At 49.2% G+C, this 25,880-nt stretch carries 19 protein-coding genes; all 19 read right to left on the minus strand.

Annotated elements, in window-relative coordinates:
• Positions 1–343, minus strand: a 343-nt coding sequence (locus tag K9N57_14765; protein ID MCF7805443.1) for a hypothetical protein, incomplete at its 3' end; no start/stop codon positions are given.
• A gap of 53 nt (positions 344–396) precedes the next feature.
• The gene (locus tag K9N57_14770) at positions 397–2,202 is read right to left on the minus strand and encodes a DUF4832 domain-containing protein (protein MCF7805444.1); all 1,806 of its coding nucleotides are present in this window, start codon (positions 2,200–2,202) and stop codon (positions 397–399) included.
• A 254-nt stretch (positions 2,203–2,456) separates the two neighbouring features.
• Complete coding sequence (locus K9N57_14775) at positions 2,457–3,512, minus strand: amidohydrolase (protein ID MCF7805445.1); 1,056 nt, start codon at positions 3,510–3,512, stop codon at positions 2,457–2,459.
• 37 nt (positions 3,513–3,549) lie between these two features.
• Positions 3,550–4,734, minus strand: coding sequence for an amidohydrolase (locus tag K9N57_14780; protein ID MCF7805446.1), 1,185 nt, complete (start codon positions 4,732–4,734; stop codon positions 3,550–3,552).
• 22 nt (positions 4,735–4,756) lie between these two features.
• Positions 4,757–6,808 (minus strand): beta-galactosidase, encoded by a 2,052-nt coding sequence (locus K9N57_14785; protein ID MCF7805447.1) that lies wholly within the window; start codon positions 6,806–6,808, stop codon positions 4,757–4,759.
• 235 nt (positions 6,809–7,043) lie between these two features.
• Positions 7,044–7,736 carry a hypothetical protein gene (locus K9N57_14790; protein MCF7805448.1) on the minus strand — a complete coding sequence of 231 codons (693 nt, stop codon included), beginning with the start codon at positions 7,734–7,736 and terminating at the stop codon, positions 7,044–7,046.
• Positions 7,726–9,039: a twin-arginine translocation signal domain-containing protein gene (locus K9N57_14795; GenBank protein ID MCF7805449.1), complete on the minus strand. Its 1,314-nt coding sequence runs from the start codon at positions 9,037–9,039 to the stop codon at positions 7,726–7,728. The genes K9N57_14790 and K9N57_14795 overlap by 11 nt, the downstream gene beginning before the upstream one ends.
• A 280-nt stretch (positions 9,040–9,319) precedes the next feature.
• Positions 9,320–10,876 carry a twin-arginine translocation signal domain-containing protein gene (locus tag K9N57_14800; protein ID MCF7805450.1) on the minus strand — a complete coding sequence of 519 codons (1,557 nt, stop codon included), beginning with the start codon at positions 10,874–10,876 and terminating at the stop codon, positions 9,320–9,322.
• A 99-nt stretch (positions 10,877–10,975) separates the two neighbouring features.
• Complete coding sequence (locus tag K9N57_14805) at positions 10,976–12,391, minus strand: DUF4832 domain-containing protein (GenBank protein MCF7805451.1); 1,416 nt, start codon at positions 12,389–12,391, stop codon at positions 10,976–10,978.
• A 1-nt stretch (position 12,392) separates the two neighbouring features.
• Entirely contained in the window at positions 12,393–13,268 is an 876-nt protein-coding gene (locus tag K9N57_14810) for an MBL fold metallo-hydrolase (GenBank protein ID MCF7805452.1), read from the minus strand.
• A 14-nt stretch (positions 13,269–13,282) separates the two neighbouring features.
• The gene (locus tag K9N57_14815; protein MCF7805453.1) at positions 13,283–14,665 is read right to left on the minus strand and encodes a DUF4832 domain-containing protein; all 1,383 of its coding nucleotides are present in this window, start codon (positions 14,663–14,665) and stop codon (positions 13,283–13,285) included.
• A gap of 29 nt (positions 14,666–14,694) precedes the next feature.
• Positions 14,695–16,869, minus strand: coding sequence for a beta-galactosidase (locus K9N57_14820; GenBank protein MCF7805454.1), 2,175 nt, complete (start codon positions 16,867–16,869; stop codon positions 14,695–14,697).
• The gene (locus tag K9N57_14825) at positions 16,866–19,229 is read right to left on the minus strand and encodes a hypothetical protein (GenBank protein MCF7805455.1); all 2,364 of its coding nucleotides are present in this window, start codon (positions 19,227–19,229) and stop codon (positions 16,866–16,868) included. Before K9N57_14825 ends, K9N57_14820 begins: the two co-directional genes overlap by 4 nt.
• 37 nt (positions 19,230–19,266) lie before the next feature.
• Positions 19,267–20,940: a gamma-glutamyltransferase gene (locus K9N57_14830; protein MCF7805456.1), complete on the minus strand. Its 1,674-nt coding sequence runs from the start codon at positions 20,938–20,940 to the stop codon at positions 19,267–19,269.
• Positions 20,941–21,033: 93 nt separating this feature from the next.
• A complete protein-coding gene (locus K9N57_14835) occupies positions 21,034–21,270 on the minus strand; it encodes a hypothetical protein (GenBank protein ID MCF7805457.1) in 237 nt (78 codons plus the stop codon).
• Positions 21,271–21,390: 120 nt separating this feature from the next.
• Entirely contained in the window at positions 21,391–23,427 is a 2,037-nt protein-coding gene (locus tag K9N57_14840) for a hypothetical protein (protein MCF7805458.1), read from the minus strand.
• 28 nt (positions 23,428–23,455) lie between these two features.
• Complete coding sequence (locus K9N57_14845; GenBank protein MCF7805459.1) at positions 23,456–24,121, minus strand: carbohydrate-binding family 9-like protein; 666 nt, start codon at positions 24,119–24,121, stop codon at positions 23,456–23,458.
• Positions 24,122–24,718: 597 nt separating this feature from the next.
• A complete protein-coding gene (locus K9N57_14850; protein ID MCF7805460.1) occupies positions 24,719–24,856 on the minus strand; it encodes a hypothetical protein in 138 nt (45 codons plus the stop codon).
• Positions 24,857–25,246: 390 nt separating this feature from the next.
• Positions 25,247–25,873, minus strand: coding sequence for a carboxypeptidase-like regulatory domain-containing protein (locus tag K9N57_14855; protein MCF7805461.1), 627 nt, complete (start codon positions 25,871–25,873; stop codon positions 25,247–25,249).
• Positions 25,874–25,880 lie beyond the last annotated feature (7 nt).

Below are 25,880 nucleotides of genomic sequence, written 5' to 3' on the forward strand. Positions count from 1 at the left end.
CGTACGCCATCTCAAAGGGCTGGCCTAAAATTGTATTGGGGCTTGCCGGAACTGTCATATACCCCCAATAGTTTGAACCTCCCGGTTTATCAGGGATAAAGGCTCCCAGGCCGGCTGCGTCGTCATTGCCTCGTTCAAAGCCTCTGTCGGGATTCGGAATATCAACAGGGTTCTCCGTATAGTTAAGATCCTGTAACACCAGCTGGGCTGTTTCTTTCTTATCCGCACCATCCAATACATTTTCGTTTCCGGAAGCCTCCCCCGCAAATGCGGCACACAGCAAGCCTGTCAACAACAGGCAACCGATTGACATGCCTATATTCACTCTCAATGCTTTCTTCATAACCTGATCTCCAACTTAGTATAGTTACTGTTCGCTCTTTGGCCGATGTACATCTATGGGACAACTGTCGTCGAACCGATCAGGTTTGCAGCAAGGGAGGTACTCCATATATCGTAATTCGCAAACCGTATACAGCGTCTGTCAGTGCTGGTCTCTTTCGGATCATTGATCTTCAGGTACATATCATATTCACCGGGAGGAACCTCACCCAGTGCCCCCATATCAGTTGAGAAGTTCAAATCCCGCCATGCATCGGTATTCTCCGCCCTGCTGTCCAGATCAGGCCGCCAATCCCGTGCGTCAAGGTCCGTAAGTACCGTGTATGTGTTACACCCGTCTTTGGATTTCAGAATCAGCGACACATTTTTCCTGTTGACTATATGACCAAAACCGACGTTCTGGATCTTCCCTTCAAACCACAGGGTCCCATCCTGCTTTACCCGTTCACTTGCCCTGGCCTCCCGTAGCACCAGCCGGTAGCCCAGTCTGTCACGCATATATTCCATCCCGTTTCTGCCGTCATATACCGGGTCAAAGATGGCCGTTCGAGTCACTCCATCGTGCGGAGGGGTAAACGGTGCGGTGACATTTTCTTCAGTGTAGACAAAATCACCCCAGAGTTTATACGTGCGCCAGTTCCAGCTTGTATTCAGATGCGTTGTTTGAGCATACGCGGCTTCATACAGAACGTTGCGAAATCTGGGATAAATATTATCGTCAGACCCGGGCCCAACTGATTCGCCGCCATAGAAGTTATTTTGATTTCTCATCCAGGTTAAAGCCGCGTTACGATCATAATCGCCTCCGATTAATCTGAACCCTTCAGAAAGCGAGCCATTGTCAGTATAGTCGTTCCCACCCGCCGAATAACTATCGTTGAACATACCAAACCGTTGCGCCTCTGTTCCACGATCCGGGGCCGGCATTAAATTGGTAAAGCTGTAATCAGTGCCGTACTCGACGTTATGCCATGCCATGACTCCGCCCGCATGCACTAAAATTGACCGCGACTCGGGAACATAGTCCAGCAGCGCTTCCAACAGCCAGTGATACCCTTTCGCGGTTCCGGCATATGATGACGAGTGCATTTCGCCCCATGGGCCGAAGATACCCCCCTTGACAGCCATTATGCAGTCTTCGAATTCGCTGAAAATATTTCCAAGCTGCCAGAGATGATATTGCACCCAGTTTTTTTCCTCATGGCCGGGTATGCCGCACAGACCAGATTCATTAACAACTCCCGATTCATACCAAACCCGGCCTTTCGGCGCCCCCGGTTCGCAATCATGAATGAATTGGTTATATCCTCCGCGATTATTATAAGTAAAACCCCGGCCGTCATAACTGAATTTCACAATGGCAACAGCTTTGCTTTCTCTAACTCGTTGAAGTGCTGCCCTTATATATTCAATTGCAGCGGGTGTTAAAGGTTGAGTTGTGCCATAATCCGGCGGACTGTCGCCTTCATCACTCCAGGGCCCTATGGGCAGTCCGTTGAGTGGGGCATTCGAGGAGAAGTTCCTCAGGTCAAACGACATATAAACGATGCGGGCATTAACAAAGACCGTGGTGCCGCTGACAACGGCTCCCAGGTCAGGAAAATCCGGAGTTTTATCACCGTCGACCGGAACTACATATTCCTGGGCTCTGTAAAAGCCCCTGTCCGGATTCGGAATATCAACAGGGTTCTCAGCATAGTTAAGATCCTGTAGCACCAGCGGGGCTGCTCCTTTCTCATCCGCACCATTCAATACATTTTCGTTTCCGGAAGCCTTTCCCGCAAATGCGGCAAACAGCAAGCCTATCAACAGCAGGCAACCGATTGACATGACTGTATTCACTCTCAATGCTTTTTTCATAATCCGATCTCCAACTTAATTAAAGTTTTCGTTTTATTTAGGTATTATTATTAAGGAAAAATATCTAAACATAAATTATATAAAATTGTTTTTCCCCAAAATAATAAATTTGATTATCGCTGGTTGTCAACGATCACAACCGGCAAATGCTGCCCGAATCATCGCTTGCGGACCTGCGCAATCCGTCCTCCGGTCAGGGCAGGAAGCCGCATTCCCCGCCGGAAAACAGTTTGCCAGTGGCGCCTGTTCAGGCTTTATTGAATATTATATCCCAGTTCTTTAAGCTGTTCACTTAAATGGGGATAAATTCTGGCTGCATTTTTATAATAAATTTTTTCCAGAACCTCCAGCGGTAAGGCCAGACCCCGCGTTTCATTCATACCGAAGAAACCGCCCTCCACCATTTCATCGGTTTCCAGAATCCTGAAAGTCCGGTTATACTGTTCAGATCTCGCTTTGGCTTCTTCCGGATTCTCAAAAGACCCGATATCGGTCGCATAAAGAATTCTGTCGGCCCATTCAATCATAAAAGCCCGCAGATTTTCACGGTCAACCAAGTGGTAATACTGAAATGTCGCAGCAAGATCAATATTCAGGTTGGGGAAAGTCGCCAGCATATTCCGCAGATAGTCGAGCTGCGCATCCTGGCAAACCAGCCAATCGCCATGGGCCGTAACCGCCACCAGATCGGGATGGCGCTCCAGCACCCGCCGCCAGGCGGTAATTTCCCGCCAGTATTCAACCGGATCGGCCAGCCATTTTGAGCGGTTCCCATAGGGACCGTTGGGATCGGCAATATGGATCGAAGCGGCAACCATGCCGATCCTTTCCATCTCCGCAAACGTCGGTTCATGTACCAGGTTATCAATATAGCGGAATCCCTCCTGTCCTTCCTTGAGTTTCCGATAATACGGACCGGCCCAGATCTTATATCCCGCATAGCCTTTTTCCAGCCATTTATGTAGGTCTTTCGGCGGATTATCAAGCCCGTCGTGCGCCGAATAATCCGATATGCAGGTAAGCACCCGGCCCTTGCTCACTTCCAAAGATTTTTCCAGATCGGGAATCGGATTCTCGCTGCTGCCGAGATCGATCCACATGGCCAGATCCGCATGGTAATCCCGCTGCAGGATTTTACGCATTTCCAGAAAGTTGGCTACCCCATCCGCATTACCCCCGATATGGGTATGTACATCGATTCTGGGAATATCAGAATAATTTGATTTCTCCTGCGCATAGCCGAACATTGTAAAAGTCAGCACACTCAGTATGACTGTCACTGCCGCAGCATGCTTGTTTATCATTTTCATATTTCACTCCTTACTGTATTCAACAGATATCATGTGATTATTCAGCGCCTTTGAACAAACTCAAAATTTTGAGGGCATTTTTATTATATATTTTCTCCAGCACTTCGTCCGGCAGATGCACCCCGTAAATCATCCAGCGCCCCTGCTGTTTATGCGCCGGGGTAGGATCAAAATATTCATCATCGGTTTCCAGAAAGCGGTAATACACCCGGTAGGACTCCGCGTTACAGGGCGTGTCCGTGCCGAATAACACCCGGTCCTGATATTTAATAAAAAACCGCCGGGCGGTATAAGGCTGGCGGCCCAGCTCGCTGATGCGCGCATTGATATCTACATAAAAATTGGGATAGACATCCAGCCACATGGAAACCCGGTGCAGCTCTTCGGGCAGGGTTCCCATGTGCGCCCCGATAAAAATCGTATTGGGATGCCTGGCAAATACCCGGTTCCGTTGGGCAAGTATTTCCTCTTTGGTGGGATAATCATTGCCGGTAAACAGCCAGTCCTCATGTCCCGCCAGCTCATCGTAGCGTTCATTGTATTTATCCATGGGCGTAAAAAACGCCTTGGGATCGGAGACATGAATCATCACCGGAATGCCCAGCTCCGCACACTTTTCCCAGATGGGATCGATGCGTGGATCATCCACCCGTACCAGTTTCCCGCTTTTATCGCGGTAACCGAGTCCCAGCGATTTGGCAATTTTCAGACCGCGGCAGCCCATTTTTACCGCTTCTTCCAACCGTTCCGCTTCTTTCCGGCCGAAATCGGGATCATCGATATTGCTGAAGTCCGGGCGGAAAAAGAGCAGGAACCGTTCTTCGGAGACAGCGTGTGAGCGCTTTATATGCTCTTTGTAAAAATCATCCTTGGAATTGGCATCCAGACTCACACACTTCCACACCCCTGCCTTATCCATTTCTTCCAGATACTTCTCCGTATTCTCAAGCCGTCCCAGGTGATTGTGGATATCTATCACCGGAAATTTGGGCTTGAGTATTTTTGTTTCTTTTACGATCATCTGGCTTTTAGGCTGCCAGTCGAGAAGCTTCAGATCGTAGGATTGCCCATTCGCCTGCGCTAAAAGGGTAATACAGGCAGTCAGTACCATAGCTGTTTCTAAAAACCTTTTCATGTTCGTGCCTTTCTTTATCATCTGATTCATCAACTGCACCGGAATCTCTATTACACGGATAACCATCCGGCCGGTTTTAACACTCATATTTTAAAATTTCAGCATCCGCTTATTCATAATAGACGGTTACCAGGCTATACACCTCGAATGACGGAATATCAATTTCGATAAAAGGATCCCCGAACCTGAATGAAATTTCTGCGGTATCCGACAGAGGCGATCCCGCCGTCACCCGTTTAACTTTCTTCCCTTCCGGCACCCGAAGCGACACTTTCACATCTTCCGCCGGGGTGACTTCTCCGTCCAGATTTACGTTGTAATTCACCAGATGAACCAACTGCAGATTTTTCCCGGGCTGATCCATAGTTGTAAATTCAACAGTGGAAGGTGCGGACATCTTTCCGGATAAATTCCCCTGCGCCGTCCATTCCACCGCAGCGGGAATGGCCTCAAAAGCGGGTTTTATGCGATCCGGAAATTTTCCCTGACCGTACATCATGTGATCATCGGGTAATGGGGTGTCTCCGGTTCCGCCTTTTCCCACGGGCAAAGGATTAAACGGGACGAATACCACCCGGCCTTCCCCCACGTCACTCCTGGTAATTTCAACCGGTGTGTTCTGTAAATCGAATCCCAGCAGTCCGGCCAGACCAAGATTTTCCCGGCGCAGACCGTATTCATCTTTGAAGGAAGAAAGACCAAGAACCACCAATCCGCCGCCATTCCGGACATAATTTTCAATGATTTTAACTTCGCGATCGCTCATGAGCGGCACGTAGGGAAGCACCAGTACATCATACTTTGCCAGCTCCTCCCGGCTGAAATCCCGTTCCACAGTCATGACATGGGCAATGCCGTTATCGGCAAGCATCCGGGAAGCGGGATTGAAGTAGCTGAATTCATCGCTGTAAAACTGGTCGATCGAACAGAATACAGCCACATTGGCAGCCAGTTTTGCGCCGATCAGATTTTCTTCGTTTTTCTCAAAGAAAGCATATATCTGCTCCGCCCCGCTGTGAACCCTGGGCGAGATCGGCTCACCGAATGTTTCTCTCACCACGCTGAACGTATTGTGATTGGCAAAGGCTTCTCCGATATTAAGCTTTATCAGATTGAACAGGGCATCTTCATTGGGTATGGGTTTAGGCGTCGATGGCTGAATGCAGTACATCCACACCGGTTTCTGCATGGCAGAGGCGGCCAGGAATTTCAACGGCCCGGAATTACTGATCTTGGTTCCCATTTCTGTGCGGGGCACTGACTGCAAACCGTGCTGAATCTCCGAATAGAAAAAATCCATGACGGTGCCCATCATTTCCATATCATCGCCATTGGTGTAGGCCATATTTCCGTATGCGCCCCCGTTGATATTTCCCGAAATTCGAAAATCCGGATTAACTGTTCGGGCGGCCGCACGCACCTGCCGCTGAAATTCGGTTAATGACCAGCTCCTGAACTGCAGCCATTCCCGCCAAAGCACCATGGTATTGTCGACCGGCGGTTCGATGGTAGTGATATCGGTTATTCCGTATCGTTTTTTCAAATATTGAGAAGATACGTTTTCGCGCAGATAGGTTCGGAATGCCTCTTTTGAATGGGGGCAGTAGCAGGTGCCGCCGTGAACTTTCGTCCAGTCGATATAGGCGCCGTCAAATCCCCCCGCTGCAATGAGTTTCAGAACCCCTTCCATATACTGGACATAGGAGGGATTATCCTGGCAGCCGAACATTTCAAATCTGCCGCCGGTGCGCGGGGCATTGGGATGCCGGAAACGATAGTATGAATATTTTCCGTCATGGGTGTAGCGCGGCCATTTATCCGGCCCCTCGGGCGGCCTGGGACCGAAATATTCCTGGTAAGCATTCCATAAACCCGGCGCCTGATAGGCGTCATTCAGGTTTAACTCTTCCGGTTTTGGAATATCTTCAAACGTTTCACTGCTGCCGCCCAGCGCCATGGTGGTATAGGCAATAACATACATTCCCTCCCGGTGGAATTTTTCCACCCGTTTCCTGGATTGTTGCAGCATGCGTTTGAATTCAGACATATCGGTGATATACTCACCGCTCTCACTGTCCTTTGGAAATATAATCGGACCGCCAGTCTGATTTACCGTTGCATGCAGCCGGTTCAGCAGTTCGAAGTTGTCATGGGATCTCACAATTCGTATGTGACCCCAGTCCCATGGTCCCAGTTTCTGCGTTTCACTGGACACATCTGCTTGGGACAAAGCGGAATTTATATTCAATGAGAGAAAGAAGAATACTGATAGTAAAAATATCAAGCACTGTCTTAGTTTCTTTTTCATTATTTCCCCCTGTGAAAAAGTTTTGCAATCATTTGGAAGGATGTAGCCTTCCCCCATATTATATTTCCAACAGCGCATCTCTTCCCCCTTATTCACACTGCACAACAATGTCGGAAAAGACCTGTTTTGCACTCTTCATATTCTTCAAATCCGAATTAATCTCGGTCGTGAAATAGTACTGATCAGTTCTGCCGATGACTTTCGGGACTGAGCGTTCCCCTCTTTCGGTGAGAATCGTTCCCTTGTAAATAAGAGAGGGCTGCCCATTGCCGTGTTTATCCGGGCGATTATCGGAAGAAAACGCGGGGAAGTGCAGGTTGTAATCTCCGGCAACATTCATTTCAATGTAGTAGATCCAGGTTTGACCGGATTCCAGTTCAACCGTTATATTAAAATTTTCAACCTTCGGCGTTGCTCCGGTGACACTTTCATAAAACGGTTTCCAGGGGCGCGGGAAATCATCCCTGCCTGTTTCGTTACGAAAAACGCCTATCCAGACCGGCAGCGAAACCGGACATTCTACTTTTCCGGCAAACTCTCCCGTCCCGGTCCGATGTGTGACAATAACGGTTTCTACCTCTCCAGTCTGCGGATTTTCCAGCCAGATGGCAAATTGAGGCGGCTCCCCGTAATCGCTCCTGTCATAAACATCTCTTTCCTGATGAATACTGAAATTTAGCTCAACTTTTTCCGGTCCATCTTCACCATAGAGCATGCCGGATATCACGATGAGCGCTAAACATCCGGCTAAAACAGCCTTCGAAAATTTTCTAATATTCATCAGTCAGCCCGAAAATGGGTTCTTTGCGCATCCATTTTCCCTTGGTAAAGTCCGGAAATTCGACTGGTTCACTGCCCCGGGCTATGGAGTGTTCCGACAGGGGAGAAATTACAATCCAGGAAGCGGTATCATACACATCAATCGGTGTGGGAATCTGCCGTTTTACACATTCCACAAAAGCGCGGGTCTTCAGATAATCCGCACCGCCGTGCCCCGCTTTAATATCCTCGGATAAAAACTTTTTCCATAAGGGGTGTTCATACTTTTTCATGTAGGGTTCAAAGGGTTCCCAGGTTTCTTCCGGGCTTATCCCCTCCAGGTAAATGGACATATTATCTTCCATCCAGAGTCCGCGAGTTCCCTGCACCCGGTACATATTTGAATACGGCCGCGGCAGATTGGTATCATGATTAATGACAATGGTCTCGCCGTTCGCACATTTAATCACGGAGGTTACAATATCTCCCAGCGCATATTCCCGATTTGCATTCGGATGGTCGGGACTGAATTTTCGGGCGATATAATCTTTAATTCCGCGCGATTTTGTGGCGGTGGAGGTCATGGTTAAGAAGCGGTTGCCCCTGTCAATATCCAGACAATTCGCGATGGGACCCACGCCATGGGTCGGATAGAGATCCCCGTTTCGCTTAACGGAATGATGCCCTCTCCACCGCAGTTCTCCGGTCGGCCCGAATTTAACATACCGGACATCATGCTGGTATCCGCACTGACAGTGGATCAGTTCCCCAAACAGTCCCTTCCGGACCATGTTGAGAATCGCCATGCTGTCCCGGTCGTAGCAATGGTTCTCCAGCATCATGCAGGGCATGCCCGATTCTTCCGAAGCCCGGACGAGCTGCCAGACTTCATCCACCGAAGAGGCGCCCCAGACCTCTGGTGCACAGTATTTGCCAGCGCGCATGGTATCCACTGACATCGGGGTATGCCACACCCATGGCGTCGCAATGATAACGCCGTCCAGGTCATCCCGAACCACCATATTTTTGTAATCCGTTTCGCTTTTGGAATAGCCTTCGGGTTTTTTCCTTCCCGATTTTTCCACCAGACGCTGAGCCCGGGCTAAATGTTCCGGATCGATATCACAAATCGCCGGCACTTCCACATCTTCCATTCCCAGGCAGACCTTCAGCAGATTTGTTCCCTGGCTCCCCACCCCGATAAAACCGATCCGCACCTTTCTATCGTCCTTTTTACCCAGCAAAATATTGGGCGCGAAAGTTACCGCTAATCCGGTCACCGCACCGGCTTTTATAAAATGTCTTCGGTTAATGTTATTGCTCACAATCTTAACCTCCTGATTTTATATGTCATGAGTTTTTCCTGTCGAGACTAAACTCTGTTTTTATATTCAAACCAAACATATTAGAACATCGCAGGTTATTTATTTTTCCACTCACCCAGGCTCTGCCAGTCCTGACTGCATCCATTTTTCAGTGGAAGCAGGAGAAAACAAAAAAGCAGAAACAGCACCAATTTTGGATAAAAGAAAAAATTGGATTTCATAACAAAAATTCCTGTTTTCAACGGTACATGTTACCGGTTTTAAATTATGCCGAAAGCTCTCAGACGCCTTTGGTCGGCCGCAGCGTCAGGGAGCCGTCCTGATTTAATTTCTGTCGGCAGGCCCATCTGATGGGATGCTGTGCATCCTTTACAATCAATTCACCTTTCACTTTCAGGCCTTTCCACTCGGTTCCTTTCGGTAGAATAAACATCGCCTGCCTTACCCCTCGGGGATGGGGATATCCGGCATCCAGACTGCCGCTCACTTTCACTTTTCCATCGTCACTGAATACCGTCACATGCAAAATTCCCGGAACCGCGGCAATACCATCGTTGGTGAATCCGATAATCAGGCCCGGATGATCATCCTTTTCAAAATACCAGATCCAGGAGGGACGAACCCGGTAACCGATTGTCCTGGCAAGTTCATCGATCGCATCCGGATATTTTTTATAGTAACCGAGAATATTTTTTGCGGAAATATTGTGCCAGTTCCACACCGACCAGTAATTGGCTCCCATATCCATCACATGTGAAATGATATTTTCGTTCAGGGTAACGCCCTCATCAATATCCAAATCTCCCGGATCTCCAGTCGTAATCCCCACCTCACTGATGGCGGCAATCCAGGGCGGCCGGTTGCTCAGAGCCTCAATCTGGGTATTTTCGATATAAATGGTATCGGTACGAATCCAGTTATGTGAACGGACGGTCATGTCCAATAATTCAGAATTTCCCACATGGCTGAAGTCCGGCTGGGTATTGGTTACCAGCGGGGTTTTCGTCCAGTATTTCTGCTGGATCTCAAACATTTTTATCCAGGTTTGCTCGGCAATGATATTGTCCGGGAAAGGATTCCCCTCGAATGGCCAGGTGTGTCCTTCGCCCCAGAAACCGTACATAAAGGTATCCATATATTCCACCAGCGGATTGCCATTCAGCTTCTCAGCCAGCAGCATATTCAATTCTTCAAATGCCGCCTGATAGGCAGGATCGTCATATCGAGGCATCTTGTGTTCTTTCCGGGCCCTTATCGAATCCGGCCGGGTTTTCCATTCTCCCTTCAGTTTCACATAAGGAATTTTATCCATCAGATATTCCGGTGCTCCCAGATACGGGACATCCGGATTCTCCAACATGATCCGGAAAGCGACCGGCTTATTATATTTTTCCGCCAGTTCGAAGGTGATCTTCCAGTAATCGGGAAAATCCAGGCGGCCCGGATGCTTCTGTACTTCCCGCCAGTCCGGCCGCATGTAAATTTTTTGAACAAAAGGCAGTTTGACCAGATCTTCCAGCGATTTTTCCAGTGACTCACCGGGAATCTGCGGCGGGCCAATGTCACCGGAAACGTAAACGATTAAACCCATTCCGTAATTCGGTACAATTTCTTTGGAGCGGGTGGTCGCCATCACCACATAACTTCCCGGAACGACCTGTTCCGGCGGATACTGCGGGAACGGTCCCTGATACAACCGGTCCTTTACCGCCGGGCCGCCTCCGAAGTCATATTTCTCCCAGTTATGCGCCGGGACAAACGCCTGACCCCCGCGAACGCCAAGGCCTAACATCAGCGTTAACGCCGTGCCGGTTTTTAAGAAATTTCTTCTATCCATTTCGCCTCCTGGGTGAGTGTGCGGATATGAGTTATCTCCCTGTAATTTTTTCACTTGAAAGGTGTTTTCTTTGTACAATATTGGAATTAGGGTTTTCCATTATTCCGCAACCGTAAGCGCGCTCCAGGAATACCATTTCTGCGCATCGCCTCCTTCAACCGCCAGCTGAATAGCCGGCGTGTGCTCAATGGGATCGAGCAGGGAGAAGTACACCAGGTAGCGGCCCGGCTTTGCATCGCCAGGGAGTATTACACTCAACTTTTCCCGGTGCCGCCCCGGCAGCCATTTTTTCACATTCCACTCCGCCTGAGTGGAGGCCAGAACCGTTTTTGCCCCTCTCTCCGCTTTCCGCAGCTCGACGACCGGAACATATGCCCGGTAGGGCGGCGCCACACCGATGTTGTCCAGCTCCATCTCAAAATGCAGGGTGTCGCCGGTAGACAGCCACTTCTCATGCCGGATCAGGCGCGGAACCAGACGGTATCCCATGCGCTTCAGAAACTTTTCAGTCGCCGGCCACCATTCGGGCGGAATTGGGGTAGATTTGTTGTTCAGCACCGAGGCGTGCAGCTCCAGGCACACGCTGTAAATGTATTCAATGTCGCGCCCGACCCGCAGCCAGGATTCCATGGTGCCGCAGGTTTCGAATGCCACCGGCGTAGTCTTCCAGGCCTCTCCCACCGAGGGATACATATCGGGTAATTTTAAGTAACGGGTCATCAGATTCCAGTTATTTGGCGGCCCGTAATCACCCATGCAATCTGCCCGCCAGCCGACACCGTTCTGAGCGGCATATTCCAGTCCATCCTCGGCATCTTCAGCGATGACCAGCGGTGTTTTCTTGAAATTTTCCAGGTACCAGTCGATGATCATCTTTTTAATCTCAAACGGATAGGATTGTTTTTCTTCCACAAAGCTGAGGTGCCATTCCCCCCAGTGGCCGTACGATCCGATATCGATATGGTCGATATCCGGGTGACCGTCATAGCGTTTGGCAAACTCCCGTACCAGTCGTCCCATATATTTCGCATACAGCGGTTCGGAATGGTCCGGCATCCAGCTCGTGGTGGTTTTTCCGGCGTGCTGGGTGCTTTCCGCAATGTATTCATAGCCTTTCGCGCCCAGTTCCTTGTACCACTCCGGAACACCATCCCGTCCGTTGGCCGGCATGATTCGGGTCGCCAGCCGCTGACCGTGGGCTCTGGCACCGGCCAGTACCGAATCCACCATGTCCCAGTTGAACTGTCCCTCCTGCGGCTCCAGTTCCTCCCAGTACCAGCGGAAATAGGCAATGGAGCTCTCCGGATAACCCGCCACTTCTCCGTTGAATCTGTTGTGTGTGGTAAATCCCATTCCGGGATTTACCAGTACCTCATCCGTCTCCCGCGGTGAAACTAGTACCACATTGGGAGTCCCGTCTCCTTTTATGATATTCACGAAAGGATCCACCTGGGCCATCAGCACGGAAAAAATGCTCAGAATACCTAAAGCAAAGATGATTTTTCGAACATTCATTTTAACGGATCTCCAGTTTTTCCCCATGATTTAAAATATGATAGCGGTTCTTCCGCAGCGGTTTGGAGAGGTACATTTTAACCTCGTGGGCATAGGCGGTAGTCCAGTAGCGGTTCTGATCGGTCACCCGGAAGGTGTTGCGGTGCTGGGGCAGAATGTAATCCGGCGCCAGCTCGTTAATCAAAAGAACGGATTGCTGAATATGCATGTTGTGTTCAGTCGGGGAGAAAAACAGCACATCCACATGTTTGAGGAAAAGATGATCTTCCAGCAGTACCGTATCGCCGGGCTGCAGAAAATCTTTTCCGCCCAGCGTGATCAGATAACCGCAGTCCTGCAGATTGGCATTGTAAAATACGGCAAATTTGGGATTGCCGTGAATCGCCCGTAGCGCTTTTACCTTGACTCCTTTGACTTTAAATGAATCCCTGGGCGTGGCAATCCGAATACGAATTTCCGGAATTCCCAGTTCGCGGGCGGCTTCCAGGCAGGTTTCCGGCATTACGAAAATGCAGTCGGATTTTTCCAGCAGAATTCGGGAAGTGGCCCGCGAGAAATGATCGCCGTGTTCGTGGGTAATGAAAGCGATATCCAGATCCGCCGCAATTTCCGCCGCCGAAACCGGCGGGTCGTACAGCCGGTCTTCTTCAGTCTCCAGTACCAGGTCAGTGCTCACCAGGGTATCGCCGGATTTGATGAGCCAGCCGTTGTGCCCCGTCCACCATACCGCCAGACCGCTGTGATGGTCGCGAATCTCTTCCGCGATATTCCGGGTGGGAAATCGGCCCGGGACTTCCTGATAGGTTTGCCCGAACGCATTTACCCCCACAAGGAAACAGATAATTACTATGGCATTCTGTATCTTAAAGTTCTTCATATCTCACAATTCCTCTAATTAATTTTAACACGGCTTATCAGATAACGTCCTTCCGTATCCCGGTGAGTATTGGCAAGCATAACCCCCGGCTTGCCGGTGTCCGGATCCTCAATCGCCAGTTTGACATCGTAGTCTCCGGTGGTCAATTTCGCCGGGATTTGAACAGTGACATTTTCAATTTTCTCTCCCGGCAACCAGGTGATGAGATCCACCGGCAGCTCCTTTTCCAGGGTGGCAGTGCCGTCTTTGTCAATCAAATAAAGCATCAGCGGCCAGTTATAATAAAACGGGGCTACTCCTTTGTTTTCCACTGTAATTGCCAGATCCAGAACCTTTCCCTGGGAAACAGATGCCGCATGCGTCACCTCTTTCAGCACAAAGCGATAGCCCAATTTTTTATGTAATTTGTCCAGATTTTTTTGATGTTCCTCGTCTTGCGGTACAACAGCGCCGCCGGCACTGCCGATAAAAGACCAGTGGGTCTGCTGAATAAACTGGTAATTCAGCTCGAAACGTGTGGTGGTCCCCTGCTGGGCGCCGTAACCGGAACCGCAGAATTCGCCGGTGATGATGGCTGTCTTCCACACCCGATCATTCAAATTGGGATCGATTGCATTCAGGCTTTCCAGGTACCAATTGTTGGAGTCCTCTGTCCCCAGGCAATCATTGCGAATACCGCCGCCGTGATCCGTGACATATTTGGTCGCAAAATCGTCATCGAAAGCGATGACCTTCTGTTTGGTGGGAAATGCCGCAAAATAATCCTCCAGAATAGCCTGTTTAGTCGCCTGGGTGGCAGCCAGCGAATCGTTCAGCCAGACATGCCATTCGCCCCAGAATCCATAGGAACCGATATCGATCCAGGCCACCCGCGGATCACTGTCATATTGGGCCCCCAGCGCCATGATGAAATCGTGATGGGCCTGCAGGAATTTGGGATCATCCCAGTCCGGCGCCAAGCCCTGCGCCCCGTCGATTTCATAAGCCCGCATTTCTATGCCCTGATCCGCCAGCCACTGCGGAATATCAAAATGACCTGGATCACCCGGCAGCGCAGCCGTTATGCGGAATCCTACCCGCTTGCCATTTGCAGCCACATTACCCCAGTTCTGCTCCAGCCGGGCCCAGTTGTATTGTCCCTGCTGGGGTTCCAGCTCTTTCCAGGTAAAAGTCGCCTGCTGCAGCTTGGTGTCATAGACCGGATTATTCACACCAATCCATGGCGCAAATCCCTTAAACGGATTGGGCAGCACATCGTCTATTTCCTCCAAAACAACTTTATTGTCATTGTCCTCCGGTTCGGTGGGCTCCTCCTTCGAACAGGCAAAAATTATAAGCAGCCCGGAAAGAAGCAGGAGTCTCAAAATTCTTTTAATATTCAAACGATGTTTTATCATAATTTTACACTCAACCAGCAGCGGGTAGTTTATTCAAACCGGACGACTGCCAGCCCATAAACCTCCACCTTGTCCGGTTCAGAAGTGATCACCTGTTTTCCTGCTTTTTGTTTGGCATCAAAATCCAGCGGTTGCAGGTCGGAAAGCGTTCCACTGAACTTCACGCTCTTAACCTTTTTTCCTGTCGGTAGGCTTAACTGAATCTGCAGGTCCCGAGCCGGGGTAATGGTTCCGTCCAGCGTCACGTCATAATTGACCAGGTGAACCAGCATCAGATTTTCTTCATCGTTGGTCATGGTAGTCATCTCGATATACGGCGTCTTTTTTGTCAGCATGGAAATCTGTTCCGGGATCAATTTCCGGATACGGGCGCCGGCCTTTTTCAGGATTTTGCGGAGATCAGGATCCATGTTGTTTCTGGTGTACGCTTCCGGGATATCAGAAAAAACATCAGCCATTGTGGGACCAAAGGTGGTAAATTCCCCTTTTTCCTTCGCTTGCACCAGGAATCGATCGGACGGAATAGTTACCGGAATATAAGCGATCTTTCCTTTGCCAACCGTTTTCTCCACATAACTTTCAGGATAATCCTTTTCACCGAGCACCTCCGCTAATACCAGACGGTCATTCGGAACATTGTACTGATTTTTCCTTCCGCTTTCTCCCAGCACTAACAGAACTCCGCCATTTTCCACATAATTTTTCAACGCCTGCTGTTTCTCCACACTGAGCAGTGGGAGATAGGGAATCATTACCAGATCTATATCATTAATTTTGCCGGAAAGCAGGTCGTTTTCCACCAGCATGACGTGTGCAATCCCTTCATCCGCCAGTACCCGCGAGGCGCTAAAGGCGAAGCTGAGTTCATCTGCCAGATACTGGTTCAAAGAGGCCAGGATCCCTATATTGCTCGTCAATTTTGCGTCCACCAGATCCTTTTCATTTGCGGAAAGAAATTGGTAGAAGCGGGTGGCGCCGGGTGGTGTCTGGCGTTTTTCACGGAATATGGTGTGATTGGCTTCCGCTTCTGCGATGTTGATCTGAGCCATGGCGCTCAGCACCTTCTCACTGGAATTCGGAAAAATCGGTGGAGTAATTTCCGTGGCGTACACAATGATGGGCTTGTTGTGAGCGGCGGCGGTCAGGAATTTAAGCGCCGGGCTGTTGGTGATCTTTGTGCCCGTCGAATCCCTGCGCGGCGCTGAATCCAGAAATTCCTGCATTTCCGAATAAATGAAATCATCGTAGCCTTCCGCTCCCAGCATTTCCATATTGCCTGCCGCATCGTACGCGACGGGCCCGTAACCGAAGCCGCCGAACACATTCCCGGAAATCATGAAATGGGGATTGTATTTCCGCGCCACCGTCCGCAGCCGGCGATGGAATTCAGCCACACTGCGTCCCCGAAACGTAATCCATTCCATCCAGAAATAATCTCCCCGCTCTTTGGGAAGCGTGATATTTTCGTAATCTGACGTGCCATATTTTTCCTTTGCCACCTCAGCAGGCAGGCTTTCTGTCAGATAATCGATAAAGGCCTTGCGTGTGTAATCGCAGTAACAGGTTTCCCCGGCTATGTGAGTCCAGTCCACATAAGACCCATCAATGCCGGTTTCCGCCTGCGCCCGGATTCGACCTTCCATCATCCGCACGTAATACGGATTATTGGGGCATCCCCAGGTTTCGAAACGCTCCGTTTTTTCCTTGCCGTAGGGGGCATACCGGTAGTATGGGAAGGTGCCGTCCGCCCGCACCGTAATCCAGGTGGTGGGGTCTTCCGGCGGCTTGGGACCAATATAATCTGTAAATTCACTCCAGCGACTGTTATAAAAATCCAAAAAATCAATCTGATCTTTTTGAGGAATATCAGTATTCGTTTTGGTCTTTCCGTTTAACGAACTGGAGAGATACCGTAGCACAATATAGCCTTTATCATGATAACTGCGATTGAATGCTTTTGCTTCTTCCATTTCCTTGTCGAATTCAGCGCGGGTCACATATTCGAAATTCGGCGCACCGCTGCCAAAGGTGATGGTCATATTATTTTTTTGCAGGAAATCCAGATCGGATTTTTGCCCCAATCGCCAGTGCCCCCAGTCCGCCAGCGGCTCCCATTCCTGCGCGAAGACCAGTCCGCTGAAGAGCATGATCGCTGCTGTAACCAGGACAATAAATTTACTTAACGAAGGTTTCGATTGATTCATTTTTTATCCCCTTTTAATAGTTCAATTATAAGCTCTGCTTGACTTTCAAATTCCGGAATCGTCACCATATAGACGTCACCATTTCTGGAAAAGGTCAGTTTCTTCCCGTTCACAAGAATACTCTCCGGTTCTTCAGGCATCCCGAACCATACAGTCCGTTCCGCATTTGCGTTATTTTTCAGATTGAGATGAACTGAGCCCTTAGAAGCTTCTACCTGCGTAATCGGCAATGTCGCCCGCCTGATATTCACCTTCCCGGCACCGGTTTTAACCAGCTTCATATTTCGGTCGGAGGTCACATACCCTTCCAGAATATTATCCCCATTGCGGTTCCATTCAAACCAGTCGGCATTCAGTAAAGCATAGCCTTCCCCTGCATAGAATTTGAAACGGCCTTTACTTTTTGTGAGGATTTTAAGTTCTATCTCATTATTTGACTCTTTGATGAACGGCATTCGCTTGGAAATATAAGTCAGCCTGGGAGCCTGGGATGGCGTTGGCGCTAATTCAATCTCAATACGGTTTTTATCTTTTTTCAGATTGGGAAGAATAACAACCCGTTCAGTAAATGCCCGGTGTTCTGCTCCATTAATGGTAACCCGCCGGATAAAATCATGGGTGTTGTTTATGCGGATTCCCATACCGCCGGTAAAGTGCGAAACGGTATCCAGCAAGACATCCGAGAGATCCAGGGTGAACTCAATTTTGCTGCTGCCAGATTTCCACTCATAATTCCATTGCGCCATAGCGCGCAGTTTGTTGCCGAGGTCTTCCGGCTGCGGAGCATAGATATCATTTGTGGCAAATTTTGCCCGTATGGCGTCGTACATGGCGATATTGTTTTCGTTCATGATTCGTTCTTTTCCGGATTGCGGCTGGGAGGTAATCGAATAGTCGTGCCACATTTCATTGAATATCACACCACGGCTGATGTTTTGGAACATGTGGTCGAAGATCGCTTCTTCATAAGCAGTGATTTGCTGGGTGGTGTAACTCCAGCTCGGATCATAAAACCATTGATAGTCCGGCGATGGATTATTCTCAAGCACCACAAAATTGGGATTTTCGTCCGCATACCAGGTTAAATTGCCAAACCCCAGCGGCATGTCCTGTTCAAACCCGTGGGTCATGTATAAAGTGAACCGCCGGGCGACTTCATCATAATCATCCATGTGAATGGTGTTGCCGGGATTGATGAAAAACCTGACGTCTCCGATATCATAGCCGTAATCGCTCATATTGAATTCAATTTCTTCGATGGCTTCGTCCAGTTCCACTTCCCAGCGTTCCGGGGTCATTTCCCGGTTGATGCGGTGAAATTTGCTGTGGGTCCCGATTTCTCCGCCCACGTCTTCAATCATTTTTCCCAACGGTGCCAGGTCCTGCCATCCGGCTTTTGCAGCACCGCTTGATACCCAGGCATAGACAGGCACCACGCCGGTGGCTTTTGCCAGGTCCACCAGGTAATTGATGGTTTTTATCTGAGCATCCAGATTTCCGCTGGCATCGGCATCCAGCCGGATGATGGCGGTTAAGTTGGCATTTGAGACTTGCGGCACGGGAAACGCACTTCTCAAATCGCCATATACAGCCCACTGAATCACCCGCGGAAGGATATCAAACAAACGGTTAGCATAAAAAACCTGCGGCTGGGCATTTCGGAAAAAGGAAGGCGCCCCCGCCCAGGTGCTGAAATCACTGACCAGCGCAATCCGGTTTTTTCTGGTCTCTTTTACTGACAGGAAGGGATAGGAATCCACCTCATCCGTGGTTTCCAGCAACTCCTGCCCGCCTTCGGCAAATTTCAGGATGTTCAGTCCGTTCGCCAGATGCTGGGTGACATACTGATTTTGCTCCAGCATGCGCGTGGCAAAATGATCAATTCCCGAGACTTTTATTCTGAACTCAGAATCGCCGTGAAATCCAGCATTTTCAATTCCCAGCAGATTGTCCATAGCTGTATGGTCACGTTCTTTTGCGTCCGCATTGTTCACTGCAAAAGGACCATCCACCACCAAACTTCCCCCATTATCCAGATAGGGTTGCAAGGCTGGTATTAAATTATCATAAAGCTCATCCTCTACATAACCGCACTGACCAATCACCAGCGCACTATAACGGCTCAGATTTTTTTTCGGCAAATCGGATAGAAAAAGACAATCGTAGGGAATTCCCGCCAGATTCAACACCGCCGCCCATCCGTGGGCGGACATCTGGGTAACACCCCAGCGGTGCTGAAAACTGGTATTACTGATCACAATTCCAACCCGCGGATTCTGAATAAAAATTTCCGCCCGGAGACCGCAAATCAGAAATAATGACACCAATATCGAAACCAGGATCTTTGATCTGAATTTCATTTGCGTCTCCACTTCCTTTACACCTAAAATTAAAATTCTAGTCCACGCTTCCGGCGGCAGCAGCCGCACCGTAGGATTTTCCGGATTCAGGATCGATATAAAGCATGGCTGCGCCGCCAATACCACCCTTCCTCACATTCACTTGATGACCCCTGTTTTTTAGATCATCCGTAACATCCCGAGAAATTTTTGCCTGTAACCGTAAGCTGGCAATATCCGGGTCATCCTGCCCGAACGAACCGGTATGATGGCCGGTCGCGAAGCGGGGTGCCTTTACCGCTTCTTCCGGAAGCATTCCGAACTCTATATTATCCAGTAACAACTGCAACGCCACCTGATCCTGCAGATCACCGCCGGCAATACTAATCGCCATCACCGGTTTATCATCTTTCATAATAAGAGTGGGCGTAAGGGTGATGCGCGGACGCTTTCCCGGTTCGATGCAGTTGGGATGTTTCTTCCAGGTATTCAGGCTCACCAGCCGGGCACCGTGAATCACCCCGGTTTCGCCGCCCGATCCGGCAGTGCTTCCCAACCCGCTGGGGGTTGTGGCCACCACATTTCCCCACCGATCCGAGACGCAGAGGGTGGTTGTACCCCCTTGTTCGGTTTGCGGGACTGGCATTTGGCTGCGTGCTCTCATTCCATAGGGATCTCCGGGAAGAATTTGATCGGAGGCTTTCTTCATGTCAATCAAGTCACGACGGATATCACTATACCGCTCGGACAACAGGGCCGTCATAGGAATACTTGAAAATAGCGGATCGCCATACCAAGCATCGCGGTCCGCCAGGGCCAGCTTCATGGATTCGGTAACGGTATGGATATAGTCCGCTGAAAGATGACCCATTTTTTGCAGGTCAAATCCTTTCAGCAATTGGAGCGTCTGGAGCAGATAAGGCCCCTGCGTCCAGGGACCGCATTTGTAAACCGTATATCCCTTATACTCGACCTTCAATGGTTCTTCGATCTCCGTCACGTGCGCTATTAAATCTTTTTTCCGGAGAAAACCGCCCTTTTGCCGGTACCAGGCATCCAGTGCATCGGCAATATCTCCCCGGTAAAATCGATTGGAGACCGCCTGCAGTTTATCCACCCGGTCACCGATTGCCATTTGTTCGGCTTCCACCAGTTTGCGCAATGTTCCGGCCAGATCTGCGTACCAGTTGCGCCCGGTATCCACTGTATCGCCATCGGAGGTGTCGATATACCAGCTCGGTCCGCCGGCATCCAGAATCCGCAGGGTAGGCTCCACCGCTGTTTCAAAAGAAATCGTGCCGTACTTCTGCAGCATGGTGACGCACAGATCAATCACAGCCGGTACCGCGGCGGCTTTGATGCTGCTGCCCGGGATTCCGTTTTCCAGATACCACTCAATCGCTTCGGGGTCAAGTGGGGCCGCTCCCTGTCCGGAAAGCACTTTCACGTCATTTGTTCGAACATCGCGAATGATTACCGGCACTTCTCCCCCGATGGTAAATGCACCGATATGTTTGACCCCCAATACCAGCAGAGCAGAGGCAGCGGCATCGGCGGCATTCCCGCCGTCTTGCAATATCTCAATACCGGCAGCCACCGCTTGCGGCTTTCCGGCCACCACAAGACCCTTATCGCCGCTGGCTTTCCAACTGATTTCTGCGGCAAATGAGATATGAGCGGCTAACAGAAACAGTATAAATGTCAGGAGTGTATTTTTATTAAATTGCTGCATATTTCCTCCATCTTAAATTTCAGAAAAACAAACTGCGCTATGAATTGAATGAATCAGCTCCGGTACGCCGGATTCCAGTGCTCAATGGTACCGTTACACATGGCATGAATTCCCATATGACCCGCTACCGCCGACTGAAATCTCCGTTTTCGGCGGAGTCAGATCTGTCATGTCAACTAGCTCATACCTCTGCTTTTCGTTGGCATTCAAAGTAACCGGAAAAATAACATATGCATTGTCTGTACCGGTCTCTTCATTTGCGGTATTCCATTCCAACCGGCAGCAAACAGACTCATCGGTTTCTTCGTTCACCGCACGAATCCCGGACATATCTGTTTCAACCAGCAGCGGAGATCAAAAGTATGCTCATGCCGATGATTAGCGGTCGATATGTATTGCCGGAATTCACATCATCTTTTCATTTATTCATTCATAAAAATGCACTGTCGGTTATTCAACCCACACCACCGCGCCTTTGTCAATCCGTGGAATGGTAACGGTGAGGGCCCCATTCTCTTTCTGTGCATCGATCTGTTTTTTCTCACCAAGGTACGGCAGCAGATAAACGGTGCTGCCGGCATCGACCGGGAAGCGAATCTCCACATTTTCTTCCGATATCTGAACTGCATTTTCCTTGGCTTTTAAACCCTTAAAATTCGCAATAAAAACAGTGGGATTACCGTCCACTGCCGCGATCTGTGTGGAAACAAACGGGGATGCCGACACCTCTACCCGTGGCTGAAATTGAAGGTCTTCAGTGATTACCCTAACAAAATCATTTCGGAGCATATTAAATTCTGTATCCGCGGATTCGCCGGCAAATGCCTTTTCATTAAACTCTTCTTCTATCGAATCAAAATAGGCTTTTCCAGGATGTCCGGGAAAATAGACAAATTTCTTGCCGGAAACGGATTTTGTGAACTTCCGGGTATCCTCAATTCCCAGCATTTTGTGCAGGGGATTTTCCGGCCGCAGCTGCCGCCGGTAATCATAAGCGCCGCTTTCCCCGGTGACAATCAAGCTTTTTCCGGCATTCACAAATTTTTTCAACTGGTTCAGTTCTGTTTCATTCAGACATTTCACATCCGGTAAAATGAGCACTTCCCCACCAAAATTTTCCAGCGTTCTGGGGGTAACGATCTGGAATTCCTGGTGCGATTGCATCAGCATATACATCATACCGCGATACGACGGAATAAACTCATCCACAAAATAATTGCGGGTCTTCTGAGAAAAATACACCCCAACCGGTTTTATCGGTTTACGTGGCAGGTAGAAAGGGCCGTCATGCTCATTAATCCACTTGAAAATTCGTTTTCGAACCTCATAATCATTGGAACCCGACATCACGTGATTGGCAGCATCCCAGCAATTGGTGCCGGCCATTAACTGCGACATCATCAGGTTTTCCATAGCCTGTTCGGGCGTGATTTTTTTATGATCTTCCCAGGAATAGGTCAGCATCCAGGATGCTTTTTCTTCCGCGAAAGCCCGGAAGGTATACATCCCGGTCATGAACGCAAACCAGTCAGCGGGATTACGATCGGCAGATTTATATCCGCCGGCGCTGTATTCATGTGCCACCACATCCACTACCTGGTACATCTCATAAACATCGGCTCCGACCAGCACAGCAGCTTCCTCGATACCGGGATAAATTTCCGCAATGGTGATAAAATCAGGGTTCACCGAACGGCCGTTTTCTGCTACTTCATTCATGAATTCTGTGAGGGTACGAATACGAAAATCCACCCATTTAATAAAATTCGGATCGTTAAAGTCGCCCAATTTCAGATCTTTTTTTGCATCCAGACCGGTCTCTTTTTTGAATGCCGCTACGGTGTATTCATCAAAACTGGCCCAGGTATCTCCCCATCCCCGGAAATGGGTCATCCAGTAAGGGATATCCACAAACACACCGTCCATTCCGGTAGCGGCAATCTGCCGGATCCGCTCCATAAACATTTCCCGCCATTCGGCGGCATAGGGCGTAATCCAGACATCCTCATCACCCTCGTCAATCCAGAAAGCGCTACCACCGCCGAATACCGCCGGTTCTCCTTCGATATTGCGCTGCACCCAATCCGGGTGATCCTTAAAAAAGGTATGCTCTTTCTGATCAGCATTGGCGGTAATAGTTTCCAGTCCCTCGGTGTAGATAAATACTTTATTTCCCACTTTATGGGCTGCCTCAGCCATGACCTCCATGGCCTTCAACTTTTCCTCAGGGTTTAAAAAACTCTCATAATAACCAGTGAGACTGTTGTCGGTTTCAACACCGAAGACATACGTTTCGGTTGCCCGGTCGATAATATCATCAACTCTTTCGATACTCAATCCATGTCCGGCAATCCGGACATAGTTGGTCCAGTTTTGTCCTGGGGGAATATTCGGAATATTCTCTGGCTGACTGTCGCATCCGCCAAGCAGTAATCCTATTAAAACCATAATTATAAATCGAAATGAGTACTTTAAACTCATTTTCATAGGTAATTCCTCCTACCCGTTTTTTCGGTTATTCAAAGATGAAAGTGCCGAATTTTTTATATTCGTGAAATCGTTCTTCTACCGGCTGCCATGCCCAGCTCTCAGAATGACCCAGGTCGTGATCAACACGATAAAGATTCACCCGCCAGCGGGTTCCGGATTCCGGTGGCACGTTGCCGAGTGGTTCGAGCAATTCATAGGGAATAAAAAATTCAGCCAGCCAATGAATTTGTTTTTCCATCGCATCTGAACTGTCAATCCAGACTTTATGTCGGGTAAGCCGTTTTCTTTCGTAATGCCATGGTCTCCAGCCCAGCAGATTACCCTTGAGATTGGGAATCAGGAGCACCAGTTCGCGGTTCAGGGGAGACAGCTCGTACTCGAAATAAATGGGAAAGTCCTCGTCGGTCCAGAGAAAAACTTCAACCACATCCTCATGCCATAAATCTTCAAAATCCTGCTGAATGGTCGCGGTTATTTTCCGGTCCTGGTTATGGAACAGAAAATAAATACCGCTGTCAGAGTAAAGCGCCTTTGCCCGGGTCTGCAAATAGCTGCTTTCTTCCCGCGGGGATAATTTTAACCAGTCTGCCTGCTGCCAATGGTCGGCATTGCCCTTCCCGGAGATATCAAAATCAGTCGTTTCTTTGACATGATAGACATCTTTATCCGTTTGCGCATTCAGGTTAACCATAAAACCTAAAAGAAAGCATACCATGATACCGTGTTTTAAAAAATACCCGGATATTGTTTTTTTCATCTTCATGTCCAGTTCTGAAATTTGATAGTTTTTAACTAACGATCTGCCCCAGACAGATTGAATTGTATGCCAGGCTAAAATTTCTGAGGTCGGTATTCAAAAAAAAAGAACCCCAGATACAATCAGCGTTTCTATCGCAGATTTCGGCGAAGGATCCGCGTGCCGGCTTCGCTGATTTCCTGATAGCAGGACCATTACACCGGAAAACGGCGACCTTTTACCTGGATTTCCGCTTTCAGTCTTAATCCCTCCTCCGGACTTTTCCAGGTAACTGAACATTCGGAGGAAGCTCCAATCGCGCCTGCCGGATAACCGGGATCCAATCCCCCGATCTCAGCATATTATTTCTGTCGTCTAGAAACGTCAGCCAGAGCACACCCGGAACACCGACAATACCATCGTTTACCATGCCGAAGACCAGTCAAACACGGTCGCCAACCTGAAAACTCCAGATCCAGGAAGGCCGCATCCGGTAGCCGATGCTACGGGCCAGATTTTCGATAGCATTGGGGTATTGATTGTAATAATTCATCACGCAGCCGGCCGGATCCGGTGCCAGTTCCACAGCGAGCCGTAGTTTGCACCCACATTTTTCATGTGGGCCATGATATTATCGGTGGCCGTTACTCCTTCCACAATTTCCAATGAATTATTGGATCCGTCCGACATGCTTTTTTCGATAGTAGCGCTGATCCAGGGCGGTTACTCAGGGCCTCAATCTGCATATTTTCAATGAAAATCATATCGGTCCGCAAGCATATCATCAAATTCCTTAAAAGCAGACATTACATCCGGATGATCATAACGGGTCGCATAATGGACTTCTCCGGGATAGCCCGTTCAATCCGTTTTACCCAGTTTCACCATCGGCGTTTTTTCCGTGACAAAATCCGGCATGGCGTGTCCCGGAATCCAACCCGTTTACCATATTTTTCGGTTAGTTCGAATGGCAGTTTCCAGTGGTCATTCAGGCTCAGTTACCCGGCTCCTGCTGTAAATCTCTCCAGCCCAGGTATAGTTAAGCAACCGAATGCCGGGTTGCGCATTAGATGATTCGAATCAATTGGCACTAAACCAGCCCCAATCCGGGAATTTCTCACGAAAATAAGCTTCCGGGTCGGGCATGGTATAGCGCTTATCCGTGATGGCCAGTTTAGCATTACTCAGCGATTCTATATCATCGTACATAATGCGTTTGGCTGCATCAATTCTGAAATAACGGATTCGCATATCAATCACCCTCTGATCCGAAGCCGGCGGCCATTCCCGCACGATGTTGTCAATCATCAGGCTCACAGGATAGTATTGCTGCGTGTTCCCTTCCCACCGGGACGAAATTATCATCCGTGTTTCATAACCCAGGTCCACCTCAATACCCTTTAGCACGTAAGCACCCGGGGGCACATTCTGAATCATATAATAGCCGTCAGCATTGGTTTTCACATGGTAAGCCTGCGTAACTTCTCTCCCGTTTTCTGCGGATTTTCCTATTATCACGACTTTAATATTAGCGGTCTTTGCTTCATAAACATCCTCCAATCCAACGTTTTCCACCAGGATTGCTCCAACCAGCAGCGATTTACCTGGCTGCGGCGCTTCGGCGGAAAATTTTTGGGACGGCGCACAACTCAATAGTAATATCCCCCCCATAATGACGGCCAGATTTCTCAGATTTTTCAGCTTCATTCTTCCC

The organism is Candidatus Neomarinimicrobiota bacterium (assembly GCA_021734025.1).
Taxonomy (GTDB): domain Bacteria; phylum Fidelibacterota; class JAANXI01; order JAANXI01; family JAANXI01; genus JAANXI01.